This window comes from Candidatus Poriferisocius sp. (assembly GCF_965219815.1).
Taxonomy (GTDB): domain Bacteria; phylum Actinomycetota; class Acidimicrobiia; order Acidimicrobiales; family Bin134; genus Poriferisocius.
Genome location: NZ_OZ244791.1, coordinates 2,452,796 through 2,473,473 on the forward strand (window position 1 = coordinate 2,452,796; position 20,678 = coordinate 2,473,473).

At 65.3% G+C, this 20,678-nt stretch carries 19 protein-coding genes; 6 read left to right on the top strand and 13 right to left on the bottom strand.

Annotation, left to right across the window (positions count from 1 at the left end; all coding sequences use genetic code 11):
* Positions 1 to 12 precede the first annotated feature (12 nt).
* On the bottom strand, positions 13 to 966 hold the full coding sequence (locus ACOQPI_RS11780; RefSeq protein WP_420619823.1) for an AAA family ATPase: 954 nt from the start codon (positions 964 to 966) through the stop codon (positions 13 to 15).
* A 19-nt stretch (positions 967 to 985) separates the two neighbouring features.
* On the bottom strand, positions 986 to 1,789 hold the full coding sequence (locus ACOQPI_RS11785) for a DUF2889 domain-containing protein (RefSeq protein WP_420619824.1): 804 nt from the start codon (positions 1,787 to 1,789) through the stop codon (positions 986 to 988).
* Positions 1,790 to 1,896: 107 nt separating this feature from the next.
* On the opposite strand from ACOQPI_RS11785, the gene ACOQPI_RS11790 reads away from it, so the two are divergent.
* The 3 genes from ACOQPI_RS11790 to ACOQPI_RS11800 are packed head-to-tail and all read left to right on the top strand — an operon-like array spanning position 1,897 to position 5,285.
* Complete coding sequence (locus tag ACOQPI_RS11790) at positions 1,897 to 3,126, top strand: MFS transporter (protein WP_420619825.1); 1,230 nt, start codon at positions 1,897 to 1,899, stop codon at positions 3,124 to 3,126.
* 45 nt (positions 3,127 to 3,171) lie between these two features.
* Positions 3,172 to 4,182 (top strand): hypothetical protein, encoded by a 1,011-nt coding sequence (locus tag ACOQPI_RS11795; RefSeq protein ID WP_420619826.1) that lies wholly within the window; start codon positions 3,172 to 3,174, stop codon positions 4,180 to 4,182.
* Positions 4,179 to 5,285, top strand: coding sequence for a Zn-dependent alcohol dehydrogenase (locus ACOQPI_RS11800; RefSeq protein WP_420619827.1), 1,107 nt, complete (start codon positions 4,179 to 4,181; stop codon positions 5,283 to 5,285). Before ACOQPI_RS11795 ends, ACOQPI_RS11800 begins: the two co-directional genes overlap by 4 nt.
* A gap of 9 nt (positions 5,286 to 5,294) precedes the next feature.
* Here ACOQPI_RS11800 and ACOQPI_RS11805 read toward each other — a convergent pair whose 3' ends face one another.
* Positions 5,295 to 6,143 carry a TIGR03619 family F420-dependent LLM class oxidoreductase gene (locus tag ACOQPI_RS11805; protein WP_420619828.1) on the bottom strand — a complete coding sequence of 283 codons (849 nt, stop codon included), beginning with the start codon at positions 6,141 to 6,143 and terminating at the stop codon, positions 5,295 to 5,297.
* Between the two features lie 125 nt (positions 6,144 to 6,268).
* Between ACOQPI_RS11805 and ribA the strand changes: the two genes are divergently transcribed.
* Positions 6,269 to 6,877: a GTP cyclohydrolase II gene (gene ribA / locus ACOQPI_RS11810; RefSeq protein WP_420619829.1), complete on the top strand. Its 609-nt coding sequence runs from the start codon at positions 6,269 to 6,271 to the stop codon at positions 6,875 to 6,877.
* A gap of 7 nt (positions 6,878 to 6,884) precedes the next feature.
* Here ribA and ACOQPI_RS11815 read toward each other — a convergent pair whose 3' ends face one another.
* From ACOQPI_RS11815 to ACOQPI_RS11850, 8 genes are all read right to left on the bottom strand, one after another.
* Positions 6,885 to 7,628: a glucosamine-6-phosphate deaminase gene (locus ACOQPI_RS11815; RefSeq protein ID WP_420619830.1), complete on the bottom strand. Its 744-nt coding sequence runs from the start codon at positions 7,626 to 7,628 to the stop codon at positions 6,885 to 6,887.
* Between the two features lie 17 nt (positions 7,629 to 7,645).
* Positions 7,646 to 8,407: an ATP-binding cassette domain-containing protein gene (locus ACOQPI_RS11820; protein ID WP_420619831.1), complete on the bottom strand. Its 762-nt coding sequence runs from the start codon at positions 8,405 to 8,407 to the stop codon at positions 7,646 to 7,648.
* Positions 8,404 to 9,618: an alanine racemase gene (locus tag ACOQPI_RS11825; protein ID WP_420619832.1), complete on the bottom strand. Its 1,215-nt coding sequence runs from the start codon at positions 9,616 to 9,618 to the stop codon at positions 8,404 to 8,406. Before ACOQPI_RS11825 ends, ACOQPI_RS11820 begins: the two co-directional genes overlap by 4 nt.
* A 2-nt stretch (positions 9,619 to 9,620) precedes the next feature.
* A complete protein-coding gene (locus tag ACOQPI_RS11830) occupies positions 9,621 to 10,631 on the bottom strand; it encodes an ABC transporter permease (protein WP_420619833.1) in 1,011 nt (336 codons plus the stop codon).
* Positions 10,632 to 10,641: 10 nt separating this feature from the next.
* Positions 10,642 to 11,859: a substrate-binding domain-containing protein gene (locus ACOQPI_RS11835; RefSeq protein ID WP_420619834.1), complete on the bottom strand. Its 1,218-nt coding sequence runs from the start codon at positions 11,857 to 11,859 to the stop codon at positions 10,642 to 10,644.
* 33 nt (positions 11,860 to 11,892) lie between these two features.
* Complete coding sequence (locus ACOQPI_RS11840) at positions 11,893 to 13,140, bottom strand: M20 family metallopeptidase (protein WP_420619835.1); 1,248 nt, start codon at positions 13,138 to 13,140, stop codon at positions 11,893 to 11,895.
* Positions 13,137 to 14,321 carry an ROK family transcriptional regulator gene (locus ACOQPI_RS11845; protein WP_420619836.1) on the bottom strand — a complete coding sequence of 395 codons (1,185 nt, stop codon included), beginning with the start codon at positions 14,319 to 14,321 and terminating at the stop codon, positions 13,137 to 13,139. Before ACOQPI_RS11845 ends, ACOQPI_RS11840 begins: the two co-directional genes overlap by 4 nt.
* A gap of 96 nt (positions 14,322 to 14,417) precedes the next feature.
* Positions 14,418 to 15,437, bottom strand: a complete 1,020-nt coding sequence (locus ACOQPI_RS11850; protein WP_420619837.1) for an LLM class flavin-dependent oxidoreductase — start codon at positions 15,435 to 15,437, stop codon at positions 14,418 to 14,420.
* A 49-nt stretch (positions 15,438 to 15,486) separates the two neighbouring features.
* Here ACOQPI_RS11850 and ACOQPI_RS11855 point away from each other — a divergent pair, with 49 nt between their 5' ends.
* A complete protein-coding gene (locus ACOQPI_RS11855) occupies positions 15,487 to 17,013 on the top strand; it encodes a class I adenylate-forming enzyme family protein (RefSeq protein WP_420619838.1) in 1,527 nt (508 codons plus the stop codon).
* A gap of 15 nt (positions 17,014 to 17,028) precedes the next feature.
* Positions 17,029 to 17,556, top strand: coding sequence for a pyridoxamine 5'-phosphate oxidase family protein (locus ACOQPI_RS11860; protein ID WP_420619839.1), 528 nt, complete (start codon positions 17,029 to 17,031; stop codon positions 17,554 to 17,556).
* A 21-nt stretch (positions 17,557 to 17,577) separates the two neighbouring features.
* On the opposite strand, the gene ACOQPI_RS11865 is transcribed toward ACOQPI_RS11860, so the two are convergent.
* Positions 17,578 to 19,527 (bottom strand): ABC transporter permease, encoded by a 1,950-nt coding sequence (locus tag ACOQPI_RS11865; protein ID WP_420619840.1) that lies wholly within the window; start codon positions 19,525 to 19,527, stop codon positions 17,578 to 17,580.
* Positions 19,524 to 20,483 carry a quaternary amine ABC transporter ATP-binding protein gene (locus ACOQPI_RS11870; protein ID WP_420619841.1) on the bottom strand — a complete coding sequence of 320 codons (960 nt, stop codon included), beginning with the start codon at positions 20,481 to 20,483 and terminating at the stop codon, positions 19,524 to 19,526. The genes ACOQPI_RS11865 and ACOQPI_RS11870 overlap by 4 nt, the downstream gene beginning before the upstream one ends.
* Positions 20,484 to 20,678: the final 195 nt, after the last annotated feature.

Genomic DNA, 20,678 nt, shown 5'->3' on the forward strand with positions numbered 1-20,678 from the left:
GTGGGACTAGTTCTAGTCGACGGGGGCCGGAACCGAGCTCATGATGTCTTCGACGATGCGAGTGGCTGGAGTGCCTCGAGCCCGAGCCTGGGGATCCAACAGCAGCCTATGGGCCAATACGGGTACAGCCAGATGCTTCACGTCGTCGGGAAGCACGTAGTCCCGCCCCTGAGCAGCGGCCCGAACCCGGCTCGCCCGCTGAAGTGCGAGGGTTGCCCGGGTAGACATCCCCAAGATGAGGCTGGGGTGGTCTCTAGTGGCGTTGGCGATCTGCACCAGATAGCGCTTGATCCCCGGAGCCATGAACACCTTGCTGGCGTGGTCGGCCAGCATGCTCACCGTCTGCGAATCCACCACCGGGCGAAGGGTGTCCAAAGGGTTGTCAGTGCCATGGGCGTCGAGAATCTCAAGCTCGTCCTGCTTCGAGGGGTAGCCCACCTCGATTCGCATCAAGAACCGGTCAAGCTGGCTTTCCGGCAGCGGATAGGTGCCCTCGTGCTCAAGGGGATTCTGGGTGGCGATCACCATGAACGGCCGGGGGAGGCTGTGGGTGGTGCCGTCCACCGTGACCTGTCGCTCGGCCATGGATTCCAACAAGGCCGACTGGGTCTTGGGCGAGGCGCGGTTGATCTCGTCGGCCACCACGATCCCGGAGAACACCGGTCCGGGCTGGAAGTCCAGCGAATTGGCCGCTCGGTTCCAGATCGTGGCCCCCACCACATCGGAGGGGAGCAGGTCGGGGGTGAATTGGATGCGGCCGAACTCAGCCTGCACGGTGATGGCCAGAGCCTTGGCCAGGCTCGTCTTGCCCACACCGGGGGCGTCTTCGATGAGCAGATGCCCCTCGGCCAGCAGGCAGGTAACGGCCAAGTCCAGCACATCGGGCTTGCCCATGATGGCCTTGCCGATATTGGAGACGATGGATTGGAACTGCTCGGCGAACAGCGGTTCCCCCGTTTCTCTCATCGCCATACCGCTGAGTCTCTCAGGTGCCGTGGAGTCGGGGCCAACGGGTCGGCATGTCCACAAGCATCTCATTGGCGCTGGGACCGTGATCGCGCAGCGTTCCCCGGCGCCGAAAGGCCACGTGATAGCGCTCGGGCTGTGATGTCCAGCAGACGTTTGGGATCAGCCCGGAGACGATGGCGTCGTCACAGTCCTCCAGTTCCACCCGGCGGGCGCCCGACAGCCATACGGTGCGCTGGAGCACCCAGGCGGCCTCGGCGGCCTCGGGATCCAACACCTCCTCGCACCAGCGGACGAACCCGCCCTTGAGCTGACGACCGCCGAACGGCTCAGGTGATTCGATCTCCAGGGTCGCGGCCATCCGCCAGCGGCAGACCTCGATCCCGTCCCGCTCGATCCAGGCCTCGAACGGGGGCTGGTCCCAGTCGGGCACGGTGGCGTCGTATTGGCGGGTGCCGACTCGCCCCCGGGCAGCGTGGAGCACCCCGAGAACGGCAGCGTCATAGAGGTGAGTGCATTGCTGGCGGACGTCGGTCCAGGCGAACACCTCCGACGCGGTGGTGGTCAGCGGGCAGCCCACCAGGGCCTGGAGCTGGTCGAGTGCGCCGGAGCACGGTTCCCAGGGCATCCTGGGCCCGGCGGCGGACGCATTGGTGATATGGCGGCCGTCATGGGTGAGCGCTGCCTCGTAGTGGTGCATGTCGTCCTCAAGGCCGACCACCACCGTTTGTGGGTCGGGGGCGATCATCCGCAGCCGTCGGCGGAAGGCACCGCTGCCATGGCGATTGCGGACCAGCGCAGGCTGTCGTTCATCCTGGGGCACTGGCCGATGTTGGCACACCGACCGGGGACGACCAGATTCATCATTGGGGGAAGTAGCAGAGAGGAGACGACCAGATTCATCATCTGGCCAACTACTGTCGGCTAACCGTGTCTGTCCCGTCTTCTCCGCTTCGCGCCCTGTCTCATCGGGAATTCCGGCTGTTCTTCATCGGCGTGTCCATTGCCACCACCGGGCAGTTCATGCAGTCGCTGGCGGTGCCCTTCTACATGAACCAGCTGACCGACTCGAATTGGTGGGTGGGCAGCTCGGCGTTCGCGGTGCTGATCCCGTCGCTGTTCATGACCCCGGTGGCCGGTATCTGGAGCGACCGGATGAGCCGTAAGGCCCTCTTGTTCGGATCATTCTTCACCCAACTAGCCTGCTCGGCGGTATTCTTGGCACTGTTCACCGCCGACCTCCTCACCCCGTGGCTGATGATCGGCATCCAGGTGGTGGTGGGGGTGGCATCGGGGTTCCAGTGGGCCCCCACCCAGGCAATGACCGTGCTGTTGGTGCCGCCCGAAGATCTCTTGTCGGCGGTGCGCTTCGTGTCGCTGTCGTTCACCGCCGGGCGTGCGCTAGGCCCGGCGCTGGCCGGGCTCACTTTGCTCAATTGGGGTCCGGGACCGGCGTTCGCGGTGACCATTGTGGGCTTCGGCTTGGGTTTGGCCTTGATGGCTCCGATGAGGCTTCGGGCCACGGAACCGATTGAGCAAGAGCCGTTCTGGTTGCAGTTCCGCCACGGTTTGGATTACGTCAGGCGCCGTCCTGCCATGCGCCTGGTGATGTTCACCTCGTTCGTCGTGGCCAGTGTCGGAGCGGTCTTCGCGTTCGCCCTGGTGGAGAGCGTGGCTGACGATGTGTTCGCTCTCAGTGATGGCGGGCTGGGCTGGCTCACTGCGACGTTCGGTTTCGGGTCGATGCTGGCCGCGCTGTACGTGACCAGGTACGGCGATCGCCACGCCCGATCCCGGGTCGAGATGACAGCAGTGGGGGTGTATGCCGTCGGGGTGTTGGTTACCGGGGCGACTTCTTGGCTGGTTATCGGCCTGTTGGGGTACTTGATCTTCGGAGCGGGCCATATGGCCCATGGCGTGACCATGAACAGCGCCCTGCAAGTGCAGGTGGACGAGCAGTTTCGAGGCCGGGTCATGTCGGTGTGGCTGATGTCGGTGCTTTCCGGGCTGCCTATCGGCGCGTTCCTCGGGGGATTCTTGGGCGACCTGGTGTCCATGCGGTTCGTGGTGCTGGTGTACGGGGGATTGCTGGCTGTCTTTTGGGCGATCACGGTCATCCGGTCCCGCGGTTTCGCCGGCCTCGATCTCGGCTCCGGCTGATCCATTGCGTGCTGGGCCGTGCTCGAGGAGTACGGTCGGAGGTCGATGGGAGAGAGCATTCAGGCCCCGGGGACTCGGCTGAGTCGAAGAGACCGGTTTCTTCACGAGCCCCGCTTTCGGGACTGGAATTGGGTGGAGACCAACTGGTTCTGCTTCTTCGTGCCTGAGGAGGCGATGGTCGGGCACCTGCGCTCGATGTGGCGGCCCACGCTGGGAGTGGTGGGGGCCAACGTGTTCGTGTATTCCAACCGAGGGCTGGGCGCCACCGGGGCCTTGGCCAACGATATGCACGAGGACCGCTTTGCCATGCCCATGCCGCCCCACAACCTGGACGACTACCGCCTGGACAACGGCATCGCCGTGCGCCAGACCGAGGCGTTCCAGCGCTGGGAAGTCCGCTACGACGGCATCGACGGGACGGTGTTCGACTTGGAGTACACCGCGTTGATGCCGCCGGTGGAGGTGGGAGAGACCAAAGTGGCGGGAGCGGGGGAGGGGTTCGGGTCGATCCAGCGCTCAGATGCGGTCCTGGCCCACGGCCATATCGACCAGACCCTGCACGTTTCGGGGGAGGCGGTGGTGAACGGCGTGAGGTTTGAGGTGGACTGCGCGGTCAACCGCGATCACTCGTGGGGCCCCCGTCGGGAATCGGTGGCTCGGTTGGGCTGCGGCAACTTCGATGACGGCCATTGGGGCGACGATTTCCACTTCCTGGTCCAGACCCGCAATGACACTCCTGATTCCTGCGTGATCACGCACGGCTACCTGTTGGATGGCGGGGACATTCTCCGCATCGCCGAGGGGACGGGCCGGTTCGAGCTCGACGGCTATCGCACCACTGCACTGGTCTATGAGATCGTCGACGAGCGGGGCCGCAGCCACTGTTTCGAGGGCAGGGTGGCCCGCACCATTGAGAAGGTGTCCGCCAACGCGTTCTCGTGCAACGGCTTCGTGGATTGGAGCTACGAGGGCGAGCCGGGTATCGGGGAATACCGCTGGCACTGGGGCGTCCGGGAGCTGCGGGAATGGTTGGCGGAAAGGGAGACACAGGCATGAAGACCCGGGCTGCGGTGTATCGGGAGCCGAATGTCCCGCTGGACATCGTCGAATTGGACATCTGCAACCTGGCCCCCCAAGACGTGCTGGTGCGGATCACCCACAGCGGGATCTGCCACAGCGACCTGCACGTGTACCACGGCAGCCGGGACTGGGAAACCCCCATGATCTTGGGCCACGAAGGGGCCGGGGTAGTGGAGGATGTGGGGGAGGGCGTCACCGGGATCAAGTCCGGCGACCGGGTGGTGCTGTCGCTGGTGGCCAGTTGTGGTCGATGCCGGTCGTGCGCCGCGGGTTTCGCCAACCGCTGCCAGGTGCTGCCCGCGTTCCCCATCGGCACCTACTACGACGGTGGCCATCGCTTCGAAAAGGACGGCGAGGTCCACCACTCGTTCTGCACGGTGGGCTCGTTTGCCGAGCACGCCGTGGTTCACTTCTCCAAGGCGGTGAGAGTGCCCGACGATGTGGGCTTGGACGTGGCCTGCCTGGTGGGTTGTGGCGTTCCCACAGGGGTGGGTTCGGCCGTCAACACCGCCCAGGTCCGCCGGGGCAGCACCTGTGTGGTCTACGGCTGTGGCGGTGTCGGCCTAAACGTCATCCAGGGCTGTCGCCTCATGGGCGCAGCCGAGATCGTGGCGGTGGACTTGCTGGATGACAAGTTGGCTCTGGCCGAGAGATTCGGCGCCACCCGTACTTTGAACGCCACCGACGACGATCCCGTGGCTGCGGTAATGGAGCTGACTGGAGGCAGAGGCGCCGACTACGCCTTCGAGGTGATCGGCACCGGAGCCACCTATAAGAACGCCTGGAACTCGATCGGCATGGGCGGGTTGGCCGTGATGGTGGGCGGGCCGCCCGCGGGGACCCCATTCCACATCGACGCTACCGAGATCTATTTCGGCAAGGCGCTCACCGGCAGCATGTACGGCAACTCCTCGCCCGCTCGGGACTTTCCGTGGATCTTCGATCTCTACCGTTCCGGCGAGCTCCTGCTCGACGAGCTGATCACCCAGCACCGCCCCCTCAATGACGTCACCGCTGCTCTTGATGAGCTGGACACCGGCGGCGTGGTCCGCACTGTGCTCGACATCGGTGAGGAATAGCCAGCTCGCTTACCCGAACTCTTCAATCCAGCGGGTGTAGTCGTCCAGCCCCGGCAGTACTTCGTCGGCTGAGCCGCCGTGGGGGAATCGCAGCACCACCTCGGTGATGCCGATGTCCCGGTAGTAGGCCAGCTTGCCGGGGTCGGGGTGAGTGCCGTAGGTGACGAGCTCCAGCTCGTCGAGGCTGCGTCCGGCCACCGCCATGGCCTCCGCCAACTCGGCCAGAGCAGCTCGCATTCCGGCGCCGCCAATGGGCATCCAGCCGTCGCCGAACTCGGCTATGTGGGCGAAGGTGGTTGGGCCGGGGGCAGCGCCGACGATGGTGCGGATGCGGGGCTGCTGGATGGGCTTGGGCCAGCTCCACGAGGGTTCCATGTGAACGAATTCTCCATGGAACTCGGCGACCTCGTTGCCCCAGAGCGCCTGGGCACAGAGCATGTGCTCGCGTACCAGGGCTCGGCGCCGTCGAACGTCGATGCCGTGGTTCTCCATCTCCTCGTGATTCCAGCCGTAGCCCACGCCCAGCACCAGGCGACCCCCGCTCATCCAATCGAGGGTGGCGCACTGCTTGGCAAAGGTGATGGGATCGTGTTGGGCGGGCAGGGCGACCCCAACTCCCAGTCCCACGGACTCGGTGGCCTGGGCGCAGGCCGCCAAAGCGATATAGGGGTCCAAGGTGCGCAAGTAGGTCTCGGGCAGCACTTCCTCGCCGGTGGGGGGCGGTGTGCGGCGGCTGGTGGGGATGTGGGTGTGCTCGGGCAGGTAGATGCAGGCGTATCCTCGGGCCTCTGCTTCATGGGCCAGGCGCACCGGCGACATCGACCGGTCGGTGGTCTGCATCATCACCCCGAACCGCATGACCAGAGCGTATGTCGCTTGGGCTCTCCCCCTTGCTTTGGCAAAGCCGAGATCTCCTTTGCCAGCACATAGTCCCCTTGGGCTGCCAGTTTCGCTGCTGGCAGGGGTACTCTCGGGGCCAGCTAATGGGACGCCAACCAAAGATCAGGCTGATAGCCACCACCGAAGTGCCTATGAGATGGGGTCGATTCGCCTGTCACGCCTTCGAGTCGATGGACGACGGCGAGGAGCACGTGGCGTTCACCCTCGGCGACATAACGGGAGCCGACGAGGTCTTGGTGCGGGTACACAGCGAGTGTCTCACTGGGGATGTGTTCGGCTCTTGGCGCTGCGACTGCGGGGCTCAGCTGCACGCGGCCATGGATGCCATCGCGGCCTGCGGCACCGGAGTGCTGGTGTACATGCGGGGCCATGAGGGAAGGGGCATCGGCATCGGGCACAAGATGCAGGCCTATGCCCTTCAGGATCAGGGCCGGGACACGGTGGACGCCAACTTGGAGTTGGGGCTACCGGTGGACGACCGCACCTACGGCATCGGGGCGGCCATACTGGCCGAGCTGGGGGTCACGCGAGTGGCGCTGATGACCAACAACCCCACCAAACACGACGGCTTGGCCTCCTTCGGCCTGGAGATTGCCCGCCGGATTCCCCTGGAAGTGCCCCCCAGAAGCGAGAACCTGGACTACCTCCGCACCAAACAACAACGCCTCGGCCATCTGCTGGATTTGGTGTAGTCGGAGGTCAGCTTTCCGACCTGGCCGCTGGTAACAGCGAAGCCGCCCCAGCATCTAGGACCACGGAGACGTCGGGGTGCAGTCGAATAGCCGAGGCCGGAGACTCAATCGAAACGGGTCCTATGAGGGCATCACAGATTGGACGGGCCTTGTGGGCACCGAGTGCTACTAGAAGTATCGCTCTTGCTCGCAAGATGGTTCCGATTCCCTGAGATATCGCCTGGCGGGGGACATCGTCAATCGAGGCGAAGAACCGGGCGTTGTCCCGTCGGGTCTTCTCGCTCAACGTGACGACGCTTGATAGCCCTTCGAATGAAGAGCCTGGTTCGTTGAAGGCGATGTGCCCGTTGCCGCCGATACCGAGAAGTTGGATGTCGATGCAGGCCTCAGTGACAAGCTGCTCGTAGCGCTGAGCCTCGGCCTCGAGGTCGGGTGAGCTCCCGTCGGGTCCGAACAATGCGTCATCTCTCAGATCGACGAGGTCGGCGAGACCTGCCCTGATCACGTTTCGGAATGCCTGCGGATGGTCGCAGTCGAGGCCGACGTACTCGTCAAGCAAATAGATGGACGTTTCAGCAAAGCTGAGCCCCCCGGCCTGGTACCGATCGACTAGCGATTGGTAGACGCCGACCATGGTGCTGCCGGTCGCCATCCCGAGGCGCGGCCGAGGTCGCGACCGGACGACGTTCTCCACAATGTCGGCTGCTTTGTCGGCCGCCTCTGCGGCATCCGCGGCGATGAAGACCTGCACGACTAGACCCCGGAGCGTCAGCCGGTGCTGCGGGCCCCGGTTATGTATGACACCAGGTCGTCTTTCGTGACGTCGGCCACGTCTACTTCGGCGCACTTCCGGCCTTGGTAGAGCACGACTGCCTGGTCGCAAACAGCCAGTACCCGGTCCATGTTGTGGGTGATGAGCAGCACTGCTACCCCTTGGTCACGCAGGTTGATGATGAGATCCAGAACTCTCTGGGTCTGCTCGACTCCGAGGGCGGCAGCGGGCTCGTCGAGCAAGACGATCTGCTGGCCCCAGGCAACTGCCCGGCCAATGGCAACGGCTTGGCGCTGCCCGCCGGAAAGCGAGCCAACCGAGCGCCGCAGCGAGGGAATTCGAATGTCGAGACGAGCAAGCGTGTCGGCGCATTCGTTGCGCATGCGCCGTTTGTCGAGCAGGCCGATGCGGGCCCCCAACCATCCCCCTCGGGTGTGCTCTCGATTCAAGAAGAGGTTCTCTGCCACATCAAGCGGGTCGATCACCGACAGCGTTTGATGAACGGTTTCAATGCCCAGTTCTCGGGCGTGGCGGGAGGAGCCGATGCGGTGCTCTGACCCCTGAACGAATATGCGGCCAGCGTCAGGCTGGTACAGGCCGGAGATGCACTTCACCAGGGTTGATTTTCCTGCGCCGTTGTCGCCCAGCAGGGCAGTGACCCGGCCGTGGTGCAGTTCGATGGACACCTCGTCGAGGGCCTGCACAGCTCGGAATGACTTGGAGATTCCGGAGGCGACCAACGCTGGGGCCGTACTCATCGCTGGCCCTTCCAGGCCACAGGGTTGCCCAGCACATCCCAGACACCGGCCACCGACGCCGCTCCCGACCGCACACCGGCAACGCCGACGACAAATGCCCTGGTCACAAAGGCCTGGATGCGGAAGCCGAAGACCACGGTGTCGCCCTCGTTGACGATGCGACCCGGTTCAGGCCTCAGCTTGGCGTAGTAGTCGATGGCGGCAGGGTCGGGCATGTCCACGGGCATCGCCTTTGTTGCCGCCTCGCTCGGGTCGTGAGCGACAACGGCAGTGGGCTGGTAGTCGCCGAATACGGGGTCGATGTAGAGACCGCCGCCGAAGCAGAACGGGATGCCCTGATGGATGTGGGCTATCTCGCTGACATAGCAAACCGCGGGTTGTTCGGGCAGGTCGCGAACCGCATGCAGGGGTGTGGTTCCGGTGAGGCCATGGCCCGGTTCCACTTGCGTGGCGCCCGCCTCGGCAAGCTGGGCCAGCACCGCCGTTGACGTGGTGCCCGGGGCATTGATCTGGAGCGTCCCTTGGTCTTCATGGCCGATGTGCTGTTGGGCGGTTTCTGCGGCCTGAGCCAGGGTGGCCATGTTGGGAGTGGTTCGTGCCCCGCCGCTGTCCGGGTCGAAGAGCAGCGCCGGGAACGTGGTAAGGCCGGCAAACCGGACCCCTGGCAGCCCGCTGATGTGGTCGAGCACTCTGGGCAACTCTTCGAGCGGGACGCCACCCTCGTGGCCCGAGTAGAACTCGTCGCCGGGAGCGAACACCCGTACCAGCAGATCTTGGACCCGTCCGAGGCGGGTGGCCGCAGCCGAGACTTCTGTAGCCTTGTTGGGCGAGAACACCGTCCAGTAGTCGGGCTGCATGGCCGCGGCTTCGCCGGTTTCGGCCGCGGGCACCTGCACGAGATGTCCGAGGTGTCCGAGATTGTGCCCGTGGGCGGCAATGGGCCGGGCGCAGGCCATGTCCACCGCCACATAGCCGTCAACCCCCGCGCCAGATATTGCTTCGAGTGCGCCCGGCGCCCTTCCCACCTGCTTGGTCATGGCGTACACGCTCAGCCCAAGCGCCCTCGCCTCACCCATGAGATGCGAGGTGTTGGCGGCCATGGCGTCGAGGTCCAATGCGTAGCTGTTGGCGGGAAGGGAACCGGCCCGGTGCAGCGCCACAACCGCCTCCACAAAGGCCGGGTTCTTGTCCATCAGGGGTCGCAGGAACACCGTCAGAGCTCCTTGGCTTCTCGCATGCTCAGGGCCACGGCCAAGATGATGATCACACCCCGGGCGATGAGCTGGTCGGCCACTTCGAGCCCCATGAGGATGAGGCCGTTGTTGAGCATGGCCATGATGAGGGCGCCGGTGACAGCTCCAAGTATGGATGCCCGGCCGCCGAACAAGTTAGTTCCGCCGATCACCACCGCGGCGATGACGGTGAGCAGGTAGTCCTCCCCTAGATCGTGACGGCCGATGCTGAGGCGACCGGCGAGAAGAATCCCGGCGAAGCCCGCCGCGGTCGCGCTGACCACCAGCGCGGAGATCTTCACCCGAGCGGTGTTGATTCCGACTGCGTTGGCTGCATCGCGGTCGGCACCGGTGGACAGCACATGGCGCCCCCAGCGCAGATGGTGCAGCGCAAAATGTCCCAGCGCTCCGACAATGACGATCCAGATCAGAAGCGAGGAGACAGGACCCAGACCTCCCGCGCCGAAAATCCCGCTGAACCGGTCGTTGCGAATGGGGAGCGACTGCAAGTCGTTCCAATTGCGGGCGATCCCGCTGATGATGCCCAGCATTCCCAGGGTGACCAGAAAGGACGGGATTCGCACCTTCACCGAAATGAGCCCGTTCACCATCCCCACGAGCGCCGCTGCCCCGAGCGCGGCCAGCGCGCCAGCCAGGAATCCATAGTTGCCCACCATTTCCGCAGCCACCAGGGATGACAGCGCCACCACCGAGCCAACCGAGAGGTCGATCTCGCCTGCGGCAAGGGCGAAGGCCATCCCCACCGCCATGACCGCGATCGGCGCAGCCTGCCGACCGATGTTGAGCAGATTGGAGGAGCTGAGGAACCCGTCGTCATGCAGGAGGATGCTGAACGTGGCCAGGATCAGCGCAAAAGCCAAATAGACGACATACTGGCGAAGCCCGCCGTCATGTCGGTAGCGGTCGATCCAGGCCCCGACCGGGGAGGGGAGTCCGGTCGGGGCCTGTTTGCTAATCGACTTCCGAATCACCTGTTCAGGTTTAGCCGCCGAGGGCGTCAAGCACCTCTTGCGGCGGGTCGGCGGCCAGCGACACCCGGTATGCCTCGACGATGTTGTCAGCGGTTACCTCGATAGCAGGGACAACAACGAAGGGCGGCGCTTGCTTCCCGAGCAGGCCGTAAGCCCCCTCGGTGGCCATTGTCCGTCCGATCTCGTAGGCCTCATCAGCCGCGATTCCCACGATGTTGCCGCCCTCCACAAGGTCGAGCGAGACGTTCGTGTCCAGGTCCATGGTCACAACCGCCACGTCGCTGGCCCCCGCGGCCCGCAGCGCGGCCAGCACGCCATCGGCCGGTCCGGCCGACCACGGGGCGTAGATGCCGTCGAGGCCCGGGTTGCGGGTCAGCATGGCGGAGGCGATGTCTTCTGCGGCAGCCGGATCGGCAAGACCCTGTTCAGCCACAATCTCGATCCCGGGGAAGTTGATCTCGATCCAAGCCTTGAACGCCTGGTCGCGCTGGTTGGTCACGTAGAACGGGGCATCGTGGAAGATGTAGCCGATCTCGCCTTCACCGCCCAGAGCATTGCCCAGCAGGTTGGCGGCGGCAATGCCCATGGCGGCGAGATCATCGGTCACCACGCCCACGAATTCCTGGCCCTGCGTATACCCCTCCGGGGTCGTGGACAAGAACACGAGCTGCACACCGGCATCGACGGCAGGCCGGAAGCCTTCCGCGGCCGAGACCGGGTCGATGGTGAGGCTGAGGATGATGTCGGGACTCAGCGCCATGGCGGTTTCGACGTCATTGGCCTGCTGGGCGGCGTCGAAACCGGCCTCGGTTTCGACCACCACCTCGATGCCCATCTCGGCGAAGGCGTCCCGAGCCCCCTGGCTCACCGCGTCGGTGAAAGCGCCGGAGATGTGCCAGAGCAAGGCCGCGGTATAGCCACCCTCTTGGACCTGGGCCAGTTCATCGGCAGTTAGGACAATGTCGCCAGACGGGCTGGCCGTCTCGCCATTCGGCCCCTGGGTTACCGGGGCCTCCATGGCCGGCGCCTCATCCTCGGTGGGCTCGGGCTCAGGTTCGGGGTCGGGTTCGTCAGGCGGTTCGGGTGCCGCAGTGGGCGCGGCGGTTGCGGGTGCGGCAGTGGGGTCGCTGCCGCTGTCGTCGTCGTTGCCGCAAGCTGCGGCCAGGAGAACGAAGACGGCGAGCAGTGCGCCCAGTACGAGCCATCGCGATTTCTTTCGGGGTTGCATGGGTTTCTCCTCTTTCAATTGGTGGTTGGGCATTTAGGTGGTTGGGGCTGGTTCGAGTCCGCACCACGACGCCACGAAATGGGCCAAGGTGCGGGTGGCGGCTACGAGTTCGTCAATCTCCACGCGCTCGAATGGTGTGTGGGCGTTCGAGATGTCTCCGGGCGCGAAGTACACACCGGGCACGCCGATGGCGGAGAGGAACGACTTCTCTGACCAATACGGCGCAGCCTCAATGCGGGGCTCATCGCCGGTGGTTGCGGCGATGGACGCACCGAGGGCTTGCACCGCGGGATGGTCAGTCGGGGTTTCGTCGGGTGTTCCTCCAACCGAGTGGTCCCGGGGGGCGGTGAACTCCACCGAGGCCTCGACACCGTGATCTGCGGCTACCTGGGCGGTGATGTCTCGGATGGATTGCGCCGCTGCGTCAAGGCTCTCTCGGGGAAGGACCTTGCGGATCAAAGACAGATCGAACCGCCCGGGCACTGCGATGCTCTCCCCAGATCGGACTTCGGTAACGAGCAGGAATGCCTCTCCAATCAGCGGATGCGCTGGTTGGGCGCGGAGGTTGTCGGAATGCTCCCAAAGCGCGGTGAGGAGGTGATGGCCGGCCTTCAAGGCGTCCACCCCCAGTTCCGGTCGTCCGAAGTACGCCGACTGTCCGGTCAGCGCGATGTCGGCGATGAAGAAGCCCATTTGCGCGGTGTAGATGGCCGAGGTTGTGGGCTCGGTGTAGACGAGGAAGTCCGCCGGATGGTCTTGCTGGACCTCCCCGTCAGCTATTGCCGCTTTCATCCCGGCAGAAATGCCGCTGCCGGGTTGGCCTGATTCTTCGTCGCATACGAAAAGCGCAGTCACCGAGCCCGTTGGCCGACAACCAGACCGGTGGATCGCCCGGAGTGCCTCCAAGATGGCGCAGATGCCGGCCTTCTGGTCAGCAGACCCTCGGCCCCAGATTTCTTGGCCGATGATCGAAGCGGCAAAGGGGTTGGCCCGCTCGGTTCCCGCCCAGTGTTTTGCCCAGTCGTCAGCGTGCACGGTGTCGAGATGTCCCGCCAAGACCAGTGATGGGCGCCCATGGCCGACACTGGCGTAAACATTGGCCCGGGTGCCCTCAAAGGGAGCGAGGAGCCTGTGGTCCCAGGCGTTGTCGTCCAGTTGATCGTGTACCCACCGGGCGAAGTCTTCTTCGTGAGGGGTCACGCTGGGTATGCCGATGGCCTCTTGAAGGAGATCGACCACCGCGTCGGCATCCACGTACTCGGCGACGGCCTCGGGGGTCATCGCGGGCGCCCCAGCGTGTCGGTTACCAGCGACTCGTGCAGCTCGTCGAGCGCCCGTGCCACCGCTCCGAGAAACGTGGCCCGCCGTCCGAGCGTTGAGGCAAAGACTTCCACCGGCTGGGATAGCCGTCTACGCAGCTCGGCGTTGACTGCTTCCACAAACACCGGATTGGCGCCCACGCCGCCGCCGAAGACAATCCGCTCCGGGTCGACGACGAGGCACACGTGCATGACGGCGGTCGCCATGGCTTCGGCCGCGTCCTCCAACACATGTACGGCTGCCGGGTCGCCCTGAGCGGCCGCGTCGAAGATCTCCGGAACGTCGGCGCTGCCGTGCAGTTCTGTCGCGTACCCGGATTCAGCGGCCTGTCCGAATTGCTTGCGGATGGCGGGTGCCGACGAGACTTCTTCCAGGATGAGGGGGGCGCTGGAATCGGCGGGGGAGCCATGAAGAACCAGCGACCCCACCTCCCCGGCGGCTCCGGTTCCCCCGCGGTACAGCTCTCCGCCCACGATGATGCCCATTCCGATTCCGGTACCGATCGAGATGGCCACAAAGTTGGTTTGGTCGATGTCCAGGTCGGCTTCGGCCAGCGCCGCCAGGTTCACATCGTTGTCCACATGGACATCGATGTTGAGGAGCTCTTCGAGCTTCGCCCGTACTCGCAGGCCTTCGAATCCCGGAAGGTTCAGGGCCTGCTCGACGCTGTCAGAAGCCGGGCGGTAGATGCCGGGGACGCCGATGCAGGCCGACCCGGCTCGACCTCCGATCCCTGACAGCATCTGATGTGCTGTTTCCGCGACACGGTTGAGTGCGGTGTCAGCGTCCGGGCCGGTCTCCAGTTCCTGTTCGGCGACAACTGCGCCCAAGAGGTTGGCGATGCCGACGATGATCTTGGTAGCGCCGATGTCGGCGGCCACAACAAACCCTGCTTCCGGCACAAACTCGTAGAGCATGGCTGGTCGGCCAACGTTCCCCGATGTAGTCGGCGTTTCGGCCAGGCGGATCAATCCCGATGATTCCAAATCGGCCACCAGGTTGGAGACGGTCGGCTTGGACAGCCCCGTCACTCGGGCGATGTCTGCCCGGGAGATTCCCTGGGGGGCAGCATCGAACATGGCATCAACGATGCGCTGCCCGTTCAACAGCCGCAGCAGCCGGGAGTCTGAAGCCCCTCTCACTAGTTTGTAAGCATAACTAACAAACAGTGCCCTGGCAAGAGGCTCTTGAAGGTATCTTTTTGGCTCTTCAAGCGGCCCTACATGGGGGGCCTCAGATCAGCAGAACACGGGGGCGATGGTGTCGGCGAAGGTGCGCATCCAGCCTTCTTTGTCGTCCATGAACTGGGCCAGCACCATTCGGTTGACGCCCCGTTCGGCCAACTCGGTCAAGCGGTCGATGCAATATTCGGGCGGGCCGGCAATGGTGCCGCGGCTGGCCAAGAACTCGGCGAGGCCGTGCTTGTCGGCCAGCCCGGCGTTGACGTTGGCCCCATCGGCAAAGGCGTGGTGGCGGCTGTCGTACTCGGCCATCATGGCGGCCACCCGGGGCTTGATGTCTTCGGGGAGGCCCTTGCCGTCCATGTGGAATCGGTACACGTGGTTGGCCGTGCCCGCGATCAGGAACTTGATCTGCTCCAGGCCGGCTTCTTCCGATTCGGCGAACAGCAGGTTGGCGAACCACCACACCTCGACCTCGTCGGGGTCCCGGCCCACCGAGCGGGCCCCTTCGGCGATGTTGCCCAGCACGATCTCGCACACGTCGGCGGGCAGGCTGTTGGACAGGATCACCCCGTCGGCGATCTGACCGGCCATGTACTGGGTGCGAGGCCCTTCGGCGGCAATCCACACCGGGACCGGGGCGGGGCCCCAGCGCATGTGCAGGTCTTTGCCCTGCCAGCGGGCCGTCTCGCCGTTGCTGAGAGCCTTGACCGCCGCGGTGTAGTCCCGGAGGTAGTCCACGGTCGCCGGCTTCTCCCCGATATTGAGCAGCGCGCTGTCGCCCGAGGCGATCCCGTAGCGAAACCGCCCTCCAGAAATCTGCTGGAGGGCCATTGCGGTGGAGGCGGCTGCGGCCGGATGGCGGGTGACGGGGTTCGTAACCGTGGTGGCCAGCAGGGCGTTGTCGGTGTGGTTGGCGGCCACGGTGAGGGTGAGGAAGGGGTCGGCCCACAGCGACTGGGAGTCGCCGGCCACCACCATGGAGAACCCGGAGCTCTCCACTTGGCGGGCCCAGGCCCCGTATGTGGTGAGGTCTTCGGGAACCTTCCCGGTGCCGAATGCGATGGATGCGCTCATGGCCCGAGGATAGAGGCCGCTCAACGAGCCCGCCGCCTACCATGGGCCGGTGCTGGATGTCCCCCCGATCGATTTCGGCGAGCCCCTGTCTCTGGGTCCGCTGCTGAAACGGGCGGTGGCCGCAGTGCCCGACAAAACCGCCCTGGTGGGAGCCCGGGGGAGGCTGAGCTACGCCGAGCTGGCCGACGAAGTGTCCCGAACCGCCACTGCGCTGGACGAATTGGGGGTCCGGGCCGGCGACCGGGTGGCGGTATCGCTGGCCAACGACATCGACATCGTGACCGCCCTCATGGGCATCTGGGCCCGGGGGGCGGTGTTCGTGGGGGTCCACACCGTGCTGGCCCCACCGGAGAAGCGCTATCTGATCGACGACTGCGAGCCTTCGCTCTACCTCACCTCAAATGCCGCAGAAGAGGTGGGCGCACCCCGGGTGGTCGGCTTGGAGCAGTGGCGGGCGGAGGTGGCCGGAGCACAGCCCATGGAGCCGTGGCCCGGGTGCGACCCGCTGGGGTTGGCGGCCATCGCCTACACCTCGGGCACCACCGGCAACCCCAAAGGGGTGATGCATAGCCAGCACAATGCCCTGCTTCAGGGGGCGGTGGCCGTGGCCCGGGGTAGCTACGACGCCGACGATGTTTTCTTGTGCGTACACCCCTTGACCATCCTGAACCTCCAGGTGCTCCACGGCCTGACCACCATTCAGGCGCTGGCCACCTGCGCCATTGCCGACCGCCACGATCCGGTGTCACTGGCCCGGTGGATCAAACGGGAGGGGGTCACGCATTTCGCGGTGGTGCCCACCGTGGCCTACGACCTGCTGATCCATCCCGAGGTACACCCCGACGATCTGGCTACCCTCACCAAGCCCCGAGTAGGGGGCGCGGCGATGCCCGAGTCGGTGAAACTCCTGTTCGAGGAGCGGTTCGGCGTCAAGCCGGCCACCAGCCTGGGAATCACCGAGGGGCCCACGCTGGTGACCCGTCAAGACCCCGACCGCCCGATTATCGAGGGAAGCTGCGGGCAGGCGCTGCCCCACATCGAAGTGCAGGTGCTTGACGACGATGATCGGCCTATGCCGGTGGGCGAGGTGGGGGAGATCTGCTTTGGGCCCCGGCGCGACGGCCCGTGGGCCGGTGTCTACCGCACCATGCTGGGCTATTGGGGTCGCCCCGAGCTGTCGGCCGAGACCCTGCGGGGCGGCATGGTCCACTCCGGCGACCTGGGCCGGTTCGATGCCGACGGCGAGCTGTACATCGTGGAGCGGCGCAGCCAGATGATCATCCGGGGCGGCAACAACATCTACCCCGCCGAGGTCGAGCGAGTGCTGGGGGCCGACGCCCGAGTGGCCGAGTGCTGCGTGGTGGGCCGACCCGACCCCCGCCTCGGCGAGACTGTGGTGGCCTTCGTCCAGCCCGCCGCAGGTGCGAACGTTGGCGTCGAAGACCTGCTCTCGTTGTGTCGAGCCAACCTCGCCCCCTACAAGATCCCCGATGATGTCCGCTTTGTGGAAGCCTTTCCCCGCAGCCCCTTGGGCAAGATCGCCCGAGCCCAGGTGCAGGCGATAGCTGAGAACTGACAACGAGGAGAACTGATGAGCGACGAGCCAGCTACTGATGCCGAGTCGGCTGACTACGAGGACGTGACGGAGTGGTGGCTCGACAACGATGCCGAGGAGGCCATGCTGGCCGCTCAGACCGAGTGTACGTTTATCTGGGCCAACAAGGAAGGGTGGCCGGTTGGGGTCATCATGAGCTTCATCTGGCGCCAGGGCCGATTTTGGCTCACCGCCACTTCCCAGCGGGCCCGCATCTCCGCGGTGCGCCGCGACCCCCGAGTGTGCGTGGTGGTGACCAGCACCGGCGCCAAGGGGGTGTCCCAAAGGCAGACAGTGACCTACAAGGGCATCTGCCGCCTGCACGACGACGACGAGACCAAGGCATGGTTCTACCCCGAGTTGGCTGCCGCGCTGCACCCCGACGAAGACATGCAGCGCCACTTCGCCAGTTTTCTGGACTCTCCTCGGCGGGTGATCCTCGAGGTGGAGCCCACCCAGCGCATTTCATTCGACGGCACCAAGCAGGCCGCGGCCACCGCGGCGTGGATCGAGGACAGTGGCTGAAAACTGCCGGGGCGGGATCGATTAGACCGCAGCCGGAGGGCGGAGGCGGTCGGCGATGGCCCGGGTGAGTCGGTCGAGGATGCTGGCCAGCAGCACGATGGCGATACCGGCCTCGAATCCCCGTCCCACCGCGTCGCTGCGCCGCAGGCCCCGGACGGCTTCCAGGCCCAGCCCGCCGCCGCCGACCAGCCCGGCGATCACCACCATGGCCAAGATCAGCATGATCACCTGGTTCACCGCCACCATCAGCTCTGGCGCGGCCAGCGGCAGCTCCACTCGGCGGAGGCGCTGGCTGCGGGTGGCGCCGAAGCTCTCGGCGGCCTCGTGGACTTCGGCGGGAACTCGGCGCAGCCCCAAATCGGTGTAGTGGACCGCGGCCGGCAGGGCGTAGATCACCGAGGCGATGATGCCGGGGATGCGGCCCACATGGAAAAGGGTGATCACCGGCACTAGCAGCACGAAGCTGGGGATTGTCTGAAAGAAGTCCAGCACCGGCTTAAAGGCCGTTCGCAGCAGATCGTTGTGCGAGGTCATTATCCCCACCGGCACGCCGATGATCAGCGTGATGGCCACCGCCACAATGGTCTGGGCCAAAGTGTCCATCGACAGCGCCCACATGCCCAAGAAGCCGATGGCGAACAACGCTGCTCCGATACCGACGGCTAGGCGTATGCCTCGGGCCCACAGTCCAAGGACCACCCCTATCCCGATCATGGCAGGCCATGGGATGTCGCTCGAGAGCAGCTCGCGCAGCGGGGTCACGAATCGGAGCGTGACAAAGTCGCTGAATGGGCCGGTCCCGATCCCCGAGCCGCCGATGTCGTACAGGTTGTCCCGAGCCCAATCGGTGGCATCGTCCACGTAAGGGGCAAACTGCCAATTCAGCGATTCGGGGAACTCGTTGTGGCCGAGCAAGCCCCCGACAACAGCCACCACGGTGACCGCGACGGCGAGCCATCGAAGGGCAAGGGCGTCGTGTCGCGGGTCCGCGGTGGCGATGCCGGTGGAGAAGCGGTCCAATACGATGGCCATGATCACGATGGCGATGCCCGCCTCCGACGCTTTCCCCACCTCGATGCTCTGCATGGCCCTTAGCACCACTTGGCCCAGACCGCCCGCGCCGATGAAGGCGGCAATCACCACCATGCTCATGGCCAGCATGGTGGTCTGGTTCATGCCTGCGAAGATGGCCGGGCGGGCTTGGGGCAGGCGCACCAGCCGCAGCGTCTGGCGCTCGGTGGCCCCGAACATCTCCGATGCTTCGACGGTGACCTGGGGAACGGTCCGAAGCCCCACCTCGGTGAGCCTCACCACCGGAGCGAGGGCGAAGATCACTGTGGAGATCAACGCCGGAACCCGCCCGACCCCGAAGAGCAGCACGAAGGGGATGAGGTAGACGAACCCCGGCATGGTTTGCATGGCGTCCAATGTGGGACGGACCACCCTGGCAACGGCATCGCTGCGCCAGGCGGCGATGCCCAGCGGAATGCCGATGATCATGGAAATGAGCACCGACACTCCCATCAGGGCCAGGGTGGCGAAGGATTCCTCCCAGAGGTCGATGATGCCGATCAAGGCCACGCTGGCCAAGCCCAGCACTCCGGCCACCCGCCCACGGGTCCACCACAGGCCGACTCCGGTGATCAGCGGGTAGGAGTACCACGGGAACCACCTGAGAATGGACTCCAGCCGACGGATACCCCAGTCGATGGCGTCGGTGATGGGATTCAAGAAGACGGTATACAGCCAATGAGAGGTTTGGTTGCTGATCAGCCATCGCCGGGCCCGATCGATGGGATCGGCCAGCCCGATGTCCCAGGATTCGGGGAAGACGCCGAAGTTCGTGGACAGCCGAAACACCAATATCAATACAACGATGGTGCCGATGGCCAGGATGAAGCGCGCCAGGCGGCTGTCCGACGCGGTTCGAAGCCCGTTGGCGGTGCGGCGGGCCTCCTCCACCACCGTCATGGGCGGTTCTCAGAGATCACACCCGCTACGTCGTCCCCGTGGAGCAGACCCACCGGCGTATTGTCCTCGTCGACCACCACCACAGGAGAGGTGGACCCGAGCAAGTGGGGGAGCGCGGTCTCCAGTGGCGTGGTCATCGGGACCTGCGGCCACCCGGGGTCGACAGCGGTGCCGTCGAGGGGGCGCATCAGCGAACAGGCCTGCAAGACCTTGGCCACCGGGGCATCCTGGGTGAATGCCCGCACATAGTCATCCGCCGGGCTGGTGAGTATCTCCACCGGTGTGCCGACCTGCACGAAGGCGCCGTCGTTCATGATGGCGATCCGGTCGGCCAACTTCAGTGCTTCGGCAAAGTCGTGGGTGATGAACACCAGCGTCCGCTGGAGTTTCATCTGGAGGTCGATGAGCTCGTCTTGCATGTCGCGGCGGATGAGCGGGTCGAGGGCCGAGAACGGCTCGTCAAAGAACAGCACTTCGGGGTCCACGGCCAAGGCTCGGGCCAATCCCACCCGCTGTTGCATGCCGCCGCTGAGCTGCTGGGGATAGTGGTCGCCCCAGCCCTCCAAACCGACCGTGTCCAGCAGCTCTCTGGCTCGGTCTTGGCGGTCTTGGCGGTCCACCCCCTGCACCTCGAGTCCGTAGGCCACGTTGTCCACCACCTTGCGATGGGGGAACAGGCCGAAGTGCTGGAAAACCATTGCCATCTTCTGGCGGCGCAGATTCCGCAGCGTGGCGCTGTCGGCCCGGGTGAGCTCGGTGCCGCACAGCCTGACCCTTCCCTCGGTGGGCTTCACCAAATGGGAGACGCACCGGATGAGGGTGGACTTGCCCGAGCCCGACAGGCCCATGACCACGAACGTCTCACCCGGGGCCACCTCGAAGGTGATGTCGCGAACGGCCACCACGCTGCCCGTGGCGGTCTGGATCTCCTCCCGGGAGGCACCGGCCTTGGCCATTGCCCTAGCCTCGCGGGACCTTCGGCCGAAGACCTTCCACACGCCTTCGACTCTGACTTGGGCTGTCTCGCTGGCTGTGTCCATCGCCGCCCCCCGGATCAGACTTTACCGTCCGGACAGACGGGTATTGGTTTGGGCTCCCCTCACATCGCAATGGGGGATGCCGCATGGGAGGCAGGACCGATCGGGCTGAGA